Origin of the sequence: Microbacterium sp. Y-01 (assembly GCF_003856715.1) — a bacterium.
GTDB lineage: Bacteria > Actinomycetota > Actinomycetes > Actinomycetales > Microbacteriaceae > Microbacterium > Microbacterium algeriense.
Genome location: NZ_CP024170.1, coordinates 1,259,666 through 1,269,978 on the forward strand (window position 1 = coordinate 1,259,666; position 10,313 = coordinate 1,269,978).

General features: G+C 68.1%; 8 protein-coding genes and 1 riboswitch. All 8 genes read left to right on the top strand.

Annotation, left to right across the window (positions count from 1 at the left end; all coding sequences use genetic code 11):
* The first annotated feature begins 26 nt into the window (after positions 1 to 26).
* The 8 genes from CSX12_RS05880 to CSX12_RS05915 all read left to right on the top strand — a co-directional run bounded on the left by CSX12_RS05880 (position 27) and on the right by CSX12_RS05915 (position 10,294).
* Complete coding sequence (locus CSX12_RS05880) at positions 27 to 1,022, top strand: ABC transporter permease (protein ID WP_017203349.1); 996 nt, start codon at positions 27 to 29, stop codon at positions 1,020 to 1,022.
* On the top strand, positions 1,015 to 1,995 hold the full coding sequence (locus CSX12_RS05885) for an ABC transporter permease (RefSeq protein WP_017203348.1): 981 nt from the start codon (positions 1,015 to 1,017) through the stop codon (positions 1,993 to 1,995). Before CSX12_RS05880 ends, CSX12_RS05885 begins: the two co-directional genes overlap by 8 nt.
* The gene (locus CSX12_RS05890) at positions 1,992 to 2,843 is read left to right on the top strand and encodes an ABC transporter ATP-binding protein (RefSeq protein WP_026049877.1); all 852 of its coding nucleotides are present in this window, start codon (positions 1,992 to 1,994) and stop codon (positions 2,841 to 2,843) included. Before CSX12_RS05885 ends, CSX12_RS05890 begins: the two co-directional genes overlap by 4 nt.
* A complete protein-coding gene (locus tag CSX12_RS05895) occupies positions 2,840 to 3,703 on the top strand; it encodes an ATP-binding cassette domain-containing protein (protein WP_124895171.1) in 864 nt (287 codons plus the stop codon). The genes CSX12_RS05890 and CSX12_RS05895 overlap by 4 nt, the downstream gene beginning before the upstream one ends.
* A gap of 83 nt (positions 3,704 to 3,786) precedes the next feature.
* Positions 3,787 to 3,881, top strand: a riboswitch (glycine riboswitch).
* A gap of 155 nt (positions 3,882 to 4,036) precedes the next feature.
* Positions 4,037 to 5,143 (top strand): glycine cleavage system aminomethyltransferase GcvT, encoded by a 1,107-nt coding sequence (gcvT, locus tag CSX12_RS05900; RefSeq protein ID WP_124895172.1) that lies wholly within the window; start codon positions 4,037 to 4,039, stop codon positions 5,141 to 5,143.
* Positions 5,140 to 5,535: a glycine cleavage system protein GcvH gene (gene gcvH, locus CSX12_RS05905; protein ID WP_017203345.1), complete on the top strand. Its 396-nt coding sequence runs from the start codon at positions 5,140 to 5,142 to the stop codon at positions 5,533 to 5,535. Before gcvT ends, gcvH begins: the two co-directional genes overlap by 4 nt.
* 7 nt (positions 5,536 to 5,542) lie before the next feature.
* Positions 5,543 to 8,437: an aminomethyl-transferring glycine dehydrogenase gene (gcvP, locus tag CSX12_RS05910; RefSeq protein WP_124895173.1), complete on the top strand. Its 2,895-nt coding sequence runs from the start codon at positions 5,543 to 5,545 to the stop codon at positions 8,435 to 8,437.
* Between the two features lie 213 nt (positions 8,438 to 8,650).
* Complete coding sequence (locus CSX12_RS05915; RefSeq protein WP_124895174.1) at positions 8,651 to 10,294, top strand: ABC transporter substrate-binding protein; 1,644 nt, start codon at positions 8,651 to 8,653, stop codon at positions 10,292 to 10,294.
* Positions 10,295 to 10,313 lie beyond the last annotated feature (19 nt).

Here is a 10,313-nt window from a genome sequence, read left to right on the forward strand (position 1 = left end):
GAAGAAGGAAGTCAGGAAACAGTGACATGAAGTTCTATGCACGAAGAATCGGGTTCTACGCGTTCACGCTCTGGGCCGCGATCTCCATCAACTTCCTTCTTCCCCGGCTCATGCCAGGGGATCCCGCCGACATCATGATCGCCAAGATGCAGCGGGCCGGCGGGGAGGTCTCCGAGACCACCATCCGCAACATCCGGCTGCTGCTCGGCGGCGACGATTCGTCCCTGTGGGACCAGTACCTCGCGTACTGGGGGCGCATGTTCCAAGGCGACCTGGGCGTGTCGGTGACGAAGTTCCCGACGCCGGTGACCGAGCTCATCGCCGGTGCGCTGCCGTGGACGCTGATCCTCGTCGGCACCGCCACGGTCATCTCCTTCCTGCTGGGCGTCGCTCTGGGCGCCTGGGCGGGATGGAAGCGCGGCACCTGGGTCGACCACCTCATCCCGGCCACGACGGTCCTGCAGTCGATCCCGTACTTCTGGCTCGCACTCGTCCTCGTCGCCGTGTTCGCGGTCGGGCTCGGCTGGTTCCCGATGTTCGGCGGCTACGACGTCTTCGACTTCCCGGACGGTCCCGAGCCGACCTGGGCGTTCTTCTCCGACGCGGTCGCCCACTCCCTCCTGCCCGCCATCACCATCGTCATCAGCTCGGTGGGCGGCTGGATGTTCGGTATGCGCAACATGATGGTCTCGACGCTCGCCGAGGACTACGTCCTCACCGCTGAGGCCAAGGGCCTGCGTCCGAGGCGCATCATGACCACGTACGCGGCGCGCAACGCCGCCATCCCGTCGATCGCCGGCTTCTCGATCACGCTCGGATTCGTGGTCGCCGGATCCATCGTGATGGAGCAGGTCTTCACCTACCCCGGTGTCGGCAAGCTGATGTTCCAGGCCGTCACGAACAACGACTACGCGCTGATGCAGGGGCTCTTCCTCGTGATCACCCTCACCGTGCTCGTCGCCAACTTCTTCATGGACCTCGTCTATGGCTTCATCGACCCGAGGGCTCGCCAGAATGTCTGACACCAAGAACCCGCTCCTCCTGGAGGAACCGCCCACCGTCGCCCCCGAGGGCACGGTCGCCCTGGCCACCCAGCGCCAGGAGCGCAAGCGCCGGCGAGTGCTCCCGAGCACGTCCCCGAAGTTCATCATCGGCTCGATCCTCGTGCTCGCGATCGTGCTCTTCGCGATCATCGCCCCCTTCTTCACGCAGAACCCGCGCAGCACCGACAACCCGGCGCTCGAGGCGCCGTCGGCAGCCCACTGGCTGGGGACGACGAAGCTCGGCAACGACGTGTTCGCCCAGCTCGCGATCGGTGCGCAGGGTTCCCTGCTGATCGGGGTCACCGCCGGCGGGATCGCGATCGTGCTGTCGCTGCTGTTCGGCGTCCTCGCCGGATACCTGGGCGGCTGGCGCGAGGACGGCCTCGCGCTGATCACGAACGTGATGATCGTGATCCCCGGTCTGCCGCTCACGATGGTCATCGCATCCTTCGTCCCCCAGCGCAGCTGGCAGCTGGTCGCGTTCGTGCTCGGCATCACATCCTGGGCAGGAGCGGCATACGTGCTGCGGCTGCAGACCCGCTCACTGCGCACGCGCGACTACGTGTACGCCTCGAAGGTCGCGGGCGAGAAGTCGCTGCGGGTGATCCTCGTCGAGATCATGCCCAACCTGCTTCCGCTGCTGACGGCGCAGTTCCTCTTCGCGATCATCTTCGCCATCCTCGGCGAGGCCGGTCTGTCCTACCTGGGGCTCGGGCCGAACTCGTCGATCACGTGGGGATCCATCCTCAACGACGCACAGTCCGGGCAGGCGCTCGGCCGTGGCGCGTGGTGGTGGTTCATCCCGCCGGGGATCATGATCGCGATCCTCGGGGCGGGCCTGGCCCTGATCAACTTCGCGATCGACGAGGTCATCAACCCGAAGCTGCGCAACGCGCCCGATGCCGCGCGACGTCTGCGCAAGGCCGCCAAGGAGAAGGGCGTCACCGCATGAGTGAGGCAGTGCTGACGGCGCGGAACGTGTCGATCGAGTATGAGGTGGACCCGCCGGTGAAGGCCGTGCGCGACGTCTCCCTGACGCTCCACCGCGGCGAGATCCTCGGACTCGCCGGGGAATCCGGGTGCGGCAAGACCACCCTCGCGTACGGGATGAACCGGCTGCTGAAGGCGCCGGCTCTGATGACCGGTGGCGAGATCGTGTTCCACGATCGCGACGGACACGACATCGACATCGTGGGGCTCGACGGCGAGGGGCTGCGCGCGTTCCGCTGGGACAAGATCTCGATGGTGTTCCAGGGGGCGATGAACTCGCTGAACCCGGTCATCAGCGTGAAGGCGCAGATCTTCGACATCTTCGACACGCATCGCCCCGGAATGTCGAAGAAGGCCAAGCAGGAGCGCGCCGAGGAGCTGCTCACGCTGGTGGGAGTGGATCCGAACCGGCTGACGAGCTTCCCGCACGAGCTGTCGGGCGGGATGCGGCAGCGCATGATGATCGCGATGGCGCTCGCCCTGGACCCGCAGGTGATGATCATGGATGAGCCGACGACCGCGCTGGACGTCGTCGTGCAGCGGGGCATCATCCGGGAGATCATGCGCCTGCGGGAACGGCTCGGCTTCGCGGTCATCTTCATCACGCACGACCTGCCGATGCTGATCGAGATCAGCGACCGGATCGCGGTGATGCTGCAGGGCCGCATCGTCGAAGAGGGGACAGCGGAGGAGATCTACCGCACCCCGCAGCACGAGTACACTCAGCGGCTGCTGTCGAGTTTCCCGTCGCTGACGGGGGAGCGGGGCGACTTCGTGCGCACGGGTGTGAACCAGGAGGGGATCCGATGAGCGCGACGATGGGTACGGCGACCGGCACGGCGACGCTGGAGGCCCGGAACCTGGTGAAGGACTTCTCGCTGCGGTCGGGCTTCCGCACGAGCGTGCTGCACGCCGTGAAGGACGTGTCGTTCACGATCGAGGCGGGCAAGACGATCGCGCTGGTGGGGGAGTCGGGATCGGGGAAGTCCACGATCGCCCGGATGCTGATGAAGCTGGAGACGCCGACGAGCGGGGAGATCCTGCTCGACGGCGTCGAGTCCGGCACCAGGGGACGGGCGCTGGAGCGGTACCGCTCCGACGTGCAGATGGTGTTCCAGGATCCGTTCGCGTCCTTGAACCCGTTCCACACGATCGTGCATCACCTGGAGCGTCCCCTCCGCCTCCACCACCCGGAGCTGTCGCGCGCGCAGGTGCGGGAGCGGGCGGTCGAGCTGCTCGAGCGCGTGCGTCTGACGCCGGGGGAGAGCTTCGCCGAACGGCGTCCGCACGAGCTGTCGGGCGGTCAGCGGCAGCGTGTCGCGATCGCGCGCGCGCTGGCGCCGGGGGCTCGGTTCATCGTGGCCGACGAACCCGTGTCGATGCTCGACGTGTCGATCCGGCTCGGGGTGCTGAACCTGCTCGCAGACCTGCAGCGTGAGGAGAACCTGGGCGTGCTGTACATCACGCACGACCTGGCCACCGCTCGGCACTTCTCGGACGAGATCATGGTGCTCTACAAGGGAGACGTCGTCGAGCGCGGTCCCGCGGACGAGGTCATCCTCAACCCGCAGCACGAGTACACCAAGACGCTTCTGGGGGCCGCACCCGAGCCGGAGAACCTCGGACGCCTCCGCGACGAGGTCCGCGCCGAGCTCGCCCTCGACGCCTGACGCCCTCGCCCCGCCGACGGGAGGGGCCGTGGAGTCGGGGGACGGACCGGCTAGACTGGGGCGCACAACTGAAGACAGGCCGAATGAACCCCGCGGGAGAGCCCCGGCGAACGCAGCCGGGCACCGAAGGAGCAAGCCTCCCCGCCAATCTCTCAGGTATGCGTACCGCGCGGTTCCGGCCACTCTGAAAAGCGATCTCGCGCACAGCGCGGATCCGCCGACGGTGAAAGCCCCGCAGCCATGCATGGGCGAAGCTCTCAGGCCTATGACAGAGGGGGAGTTCCGAGGTATGGCGACGCCGCCGTGCCGCCCGTACGCACCCGGGAGAACTCCATGTCGAACCCCCGCTACACCCCGCTCCGAGAACGCCACGAGGCCCTCGGCGCGTCCTTCACCGACTTCGGCGGCTGGCAGATGCCCGTCCGCTACACCTCGGACCTCGCCGAGCACCACGCGGTGCGGCAGAGCGCCGGGATCTTCGACATCTCGCACATGGCCGAGTTCACGGTCCGCGGCAGCGTGGCGGGAGAGTTCCTGGACTATGCGCTCGCCGGACGCCTCTCGGCGCTGCCCGTCGGCAAGGCGAAGTACTCGCTGCTGCTGACCGAGTCGGGCGGGATCATCGACGACGTGATCGTCTACCGTCTCGACGAAGACGACTTCCTCATCATCTCCAACGCCGGCAACCGGGAGGCCGTGGCGGCGGCGCTCGCCGTCCGCGCCGAGGGCTTCGACGTCGCGGTCGACGATGTCTCGGACGCCTACGCCCTCATCGCCGTCCAGGGGCCGCAGGCCGAGGCTGTGCTCGCCGCGACGGCCGAGATCACCGATGTGAGCACGCCGTGGTCTGAGCAGAAGTACTACGCCTGGGCGTCGGCCCGCTTCGCCGGGGAGCCGCTGCTGCTGGCCCGCACCGGCTACACCGGGGAGGACGGCTTCGAGCTGCTCGTTCCGGCGGAGCACGCCGCGGCGCTGTGGGATGCGCTCCTGGCCGCGGGGGCGCCGCTCGGCCTCGTGCCCGCCGGCCTCGCCGCCCGCGACACGCTGCGCCTCGAGGCCGGTATGCCGCTGTACGGGCACGAGCTCTCGCTCGACACGGCACCCGCCCAGGCCGGACTCGGACGCGTCGTCGTCACCGCCAAGGACCAGTTCGTCGGCAAGGCTGCGACGGAGCCGGGCCCGGACGCACCGGTGCTGGTCGGTCTCGTGGCCGAGGGCAAGCGGGCCGGGCGCGCGGGGTACGCCGTCGTCGACGACGAGGGAGCAGTGCTCGGCGAGATCACCAGCGGTGCGCTCAGCCCGACTCTCGGCCACCCGATCGCCATGGCCTACGTGCATCCTTCTTCCGCTGCGGAGGGAACCGCAGTATTCCTTGATGTGCGGGGGACCAGGATCCCCGCGACCGTGACCGCCCTGCCTTTCTACCGGAGGACCAAATGACCGACCTCAATGCACTCCACTACACCGATGAGCACGAGTGGATCGCCGGTGTCGACGGCGCTTCCGGCTCGGGGACCGTCGTGACCATCGGCATCACCGACTACGCCGCCGACAAGCTGGGCGACGTCGTGTTCGTCGAGCTGCCCGCCGTCGGCACCGAGGTCACGGCCGGATCCGTCGTCGGCGAGATCGAGTCGACCAAGTCGGTCGGCGAGCTGTACGCGCCCGTCTCCGGCACGGTCGTCGAGATCAACGACGCCGCGGTCGACGACCCGTCTCTGGTCAACTCCGCTCCGTTCGAGGGCGGCTGGCTGCTCAAGGTCGAGGTCGCCGACGGCGCGCTCGACGGACTGCTCGACCGCGACGCGTACGTCGCACTCACGGAGGGCTGATCCAGAAGTGGTTGCTTTCGCCGATCGTCACATCGGACCCACGGATGCCGCGCAGCGCACGATGCTCGATGCGCTCGGGATCGACGCCGCGGGAGCCGACGACGCGCTGACCGCCGTAGAGGCGCTGATGCGCCAGGCCGTTCCCGCATCGATCTACACCGGCCCCTCGTCGGACGACTCCGCGTCCCGGATCCCCGGCGCCGCGAGCGAGACCGAGGCCCTGGCCGAACTGCGCGGCCTCGCGTCGCGCAACACCGTGAACCGCCCGATGATCGGCATCGGCTACTACGGCACCATCACTCCGCAGGTGATCCAGCGGAACGTGCTGGAGAACCCGTCCTGGTACACGGCGTACACGCCGTACCAGCCGGAGATCTCGCAGGGGCGCCTGGAGGCGCTCATCAACTTCCAGACCATGGTCGCCGACCTCACCGGGCTCACCACGGCCAACGCGTCCATGCTCGACGAGTCGACCGCGGTGGTCGAGGGCATGCTGCTGGCCAGGCGCGCGTCGAAGTCCTCCTCGAACGTGTTCGCGGTCGATGCCGATGCCCTCCCGCAGACCGTGGCCATGCTCGCCACGCGCGCGCAGGCGCTCGGGATCGAGATCGTCTCGGTCGACTTCGCCGCGGGGGAGGAGCTGCCCGAGAGCCTGTTCGGCGTCTTCGTGCAGTACCCGGGGGCTTCCGGTCGGGTGTGGGACCCCTCGGCGGTGTTCGATGCCGTGCACCTCGCCGGCGGTCTCGCGGTCGCCGCCGCCGACCTCCTCGCCCTCACGCTGATCGCCTCGCCGGGCTCGCTCGGCGCCGACGTCGCGGTGGGGACGACCCAGCGCTTCGGCGTGCCCATGGGCTTCGGCGGACCGCACGCGGGCTACATGGCCGTGCGCTCCGGGCTCGAGCGCCAGCTCCCCGGTCGCCTGGTCGGAGTGTCGGTCGACGCCGACGGCAAGCCCGCCTACCGGCTCTCGCTGCAGACCCGCGAGCAGCACATCCGCCGCGAGAAGGCCACATCGAACATCTGCACCGCGCAGGTGCTCCTGGCCGTCATGGCGTCGATGTACGCGGTCTATCACGGTCCCGACGGACTGCGCCAGATCGCCTCGGGGGCGGCGACGAAGGCCGCGCTGCTGCGCGACTGGCTGACCGAGGCCGGCGCCGAGGTCGTGCACGAGTCCTTCTTCGACACGCTGTCGGTGCGCGTGCCGGGCCGGGCGGCGGAGCATGCCGCGCAGGCACGCGACGGCTACGGGATCCTGCTCCGGGTGACGGACGCCGACACGATCGGCATCTCGGTCGACGAGACCACCACGGTGACCGAGCTCCACCAGGTCGCGATGGTGTTCGGCGGAGCGCAGGAGCGCGCCTTCGGGTTCGTCGGCGGGGAGAACGCCCTGCCGTCGGAGCTTCGCCGACAGGACGAGTACCTCACGCACCCCGTTTTCCACGCGCACCGCAGCGAGACGGCCATGATGCGCTACCTCAAGAGCCTCTCCGACCGGGATTACGCGCTCGATCGCGGGATGATCCCGCTGGGCTCGTGCACCATGAAGCTCAACGCCGCGACGGAGATGGCCGCCATCACGTGGCCGGAGTTCGCCGGCATCCACCCGTTCGCTCCGGCGGCCGATGTGCAGGGCTACCTCCAGCTCATCGATCAGCTCGAGGGCTGGCTCGCGGAGGTCACCGGATACGATGCCGTCTCGCTGCAGCCCAACGCCGGTTCGCAGGGTGAGCTGGCGGGCCTTCTCGCGATCCGCGGCTACCACCACGCGAACGGCGACCAGCACCGCACGGTCTGTCTCATCCCGTCGTCGGCGCACGGCACGAACGCGGCCTCGGCCGTGCTCGCCGGCATGAAGGTCGTCGTCGTCGCGACGGACGAGCTCGGCAACGTCGACCTCGACGATCTGCGCGCGAAGATCGCCCAGCACGCGGACGACCTGTCCGCCCTGATGATCACCTACCCCTCGACGCACGGCGTCTACGAGGAGCAGGTCGTCGAGATCACGAGCGCGGTGCACGACGCGGGCGGCCAGGTCTACGTCGACGGCGCCAACCTGAACGCGCTGCTCGGGTACGCGCGGTTCGGTGACCTCGGCGGGGACGTCTCGCACCTGAACCTGCACAAGACGTTCGCCATCCCGCACGGGGGCGGCGGTCCCGGCATCGGTCCGGTCGCAGCGAAGGCGCACCTCGCGCCGTTCCTGCCCTCGCACCCCCTCGCGCAGCGCGCCGAGCACTTCGGCGGCTACACGTTCGAGGGCGGCGTCATCTCGGCCGCACCGTACGGATCCGCGGGCATCCTCCCGATCTCGTGGTCCTACGTGCGGATGATGGGCGCCGACGGACTGCGTCGCGCGACGGCGGCCGCCGTGCTCTCCGCGAACTACATCGCCGCCCGTCTCGGCGAGCACTTCCCGGTGCTCTACACCGGGGAGAACGGCCGTGTCGCGCACGAGTGCATCCTCGACCTGCGCCCGCTCAAGGAGGCGACCGGCATCACGGTCGACGACGTCGCGAAGCGTCTGATCGACTACGGCTTCCACGCCCCGACCATGTCGTTCCCGGTCGCCGGCACCCTCATGGTGGAGCCGACCGAGTCGGAGGACCTCGACGAGATCGAGCGGTTCATCGAGGCGATGATCATGATCAAGGCCGAGGCGGATGCCGTCGCCGCCGGACGCTGGCCGGCTGACGACAACCCGCTCGTGCGTGCCCCGCACACCGCCGTCTCGCTCATCGCGGGGGAGTGGTCTCACGCATACACGCGGGAAGAGGCCGCATACCCGGTGCGCTCCCTCATCGCCGGCAAGTACTGGCCGCCGGTGCGTCGGATCGATCAGGCCTACGGCGACCGCAACCTCGTGTGCGCCTGCCCGCCGGTGGAGGCCTTCGCCTGACATCGACACCCCACGACGGCGACGCCGTGCCCCGGCAGAGGGGTACGGCGTCGCCGCGTTTCCGGGTGTTTCGCCCGTGTTACAGATGGTCACCACTCAGTAACAGTTCGTTAGCTGAGTGAAGTGCCGACGAAACCGCGGGTTACGCTCAGGTATCCCTGCGTGTTCGATGGTGAGCGCGCAGACTCAGCACTGTCCACAGGAGGACGAAAAGTGAAAAGAAACAGGATTGCCCTCGCGGGCAGCGCTCTGCTCGTGGTCGGCGCCCTGGCGTTGGCCGGTTGCGCAGGCGGGAACGACGCAGGCAACGACGACTCCACGGCGTCGACGACCGCGATCATCTCGGCGAACGGAGGCGAGCCGGAGAACGCGCTGATCCCGACCAACACGAACGAGGTCAATGGCGGCAAGATCCTCGACTCGATCTTCGCAGGTCTTGCCTTCTACGACGGCGACGGCGCCCTCGTCAACGACATGGCCGAGTCGATCACGGTCGACGCTCCGAACAAGGTCACCGTGAAGCTGAAGGAGGGCAACAAGTTCACCAACGGTGAAGACGTCGTCGCCCACAACTTCATCGACGCATGGAACTACGGCGCGCAGCTCTCCAACGCGCAGCTCAACCAGTCCTGGTTCGCCGACATCGTCGGCTTCAACCCGGATGCGGACTCCGAGCTCACCGGTCTCACCGAGGTCGACGACCAGACCTTCACGATCGACCTGAGCAGCGACGTGGCCTCCGACTTCGTGACCCGCCTTGGCTACTCGGCGTTCTACCCGCTGCCCGATGTGGCATTCGAGGACATGGATGCCTTCGGCGAGAACCCGATCGGCAACGGCCCGTACAAGCTCGCCGAAGACGGCGCCTGGCAGCACGACGTCCAGATCGACATGGTCAAGAACGATGACTACAAGGGCGAGCGCGTCGCACAGAACGGCGGCCTCACGCTGAAGTTCTACACCGCTCCGGAGGGTGCGTACGCAGACCTCCTCGGTGGCAACATCGACGTCATCGACCAGATCCCCGAGGCTTCGCTCGAGGTGTTCGAGGACGAGCTCGGCGAGCGGGCGACGAACCAGCCTGCCGCGATCTTCCAGTCGTTCACCATCGGCGGCCAGCTCCCGCACTTCTCGGGTGAAGAGGGCGCGCTGCGTCGTGCGGCCATCTCGATGGCGATCAACCGCGACGAGATCACCGACAAGATCTTCGCCGGCACGCGTACTCCGGCGAGCGACTTCACGACTCCGGTCATCGACGGCTGGAGCGACAGCATCCCCGGCGCCGAGGTGCTCGCATACGACCCCGAGAAGGCGAAGGAGCTGTGGACCCAGGCCGACGCCATCTCCCCGTGGTCCGGCACCTTCCAGATCGCGTACAACTCCGACGGTGGACACCAGGTGTGGGTCGACGCCGTGTCGAACTCGCTGAAGAACACGCTCGGGATCGAGGCGTCGGGCGCACCGTACGTCGACCTCGCGACGCTCCGCGCTGCGGTCAACGCGCGCGACGACGCGGGCAAGCGCACCATCCAGACGGCGAACCGCTCCGGATGGCAGGGCGACTACCCGGCGGTGTACAACTTCCTGCAGCCGCTGTACGGCACGGGAGCATCGTCGAACGACGGCGACTACTCGAACCCCGAGGTCGACGCTCTGCTCGCCGAGGGCGCAGCAGCCACCAGCGCGGATGATGCCAACGCCGCGTACGAGAAGGCGCAGGAGATCCTGTTCAAGGATCTTCCCGTCATCCCCCTCTGGTACCAGAACTCCATCGGTGGCTTCGGCGAGAACGTCGACAACGTGACCGTCGGATGGAACTCGGTTCCGCTCTACTACGAGATCACCAAGGCCGAGTAGGTCCTCGGGGTGAACGGCA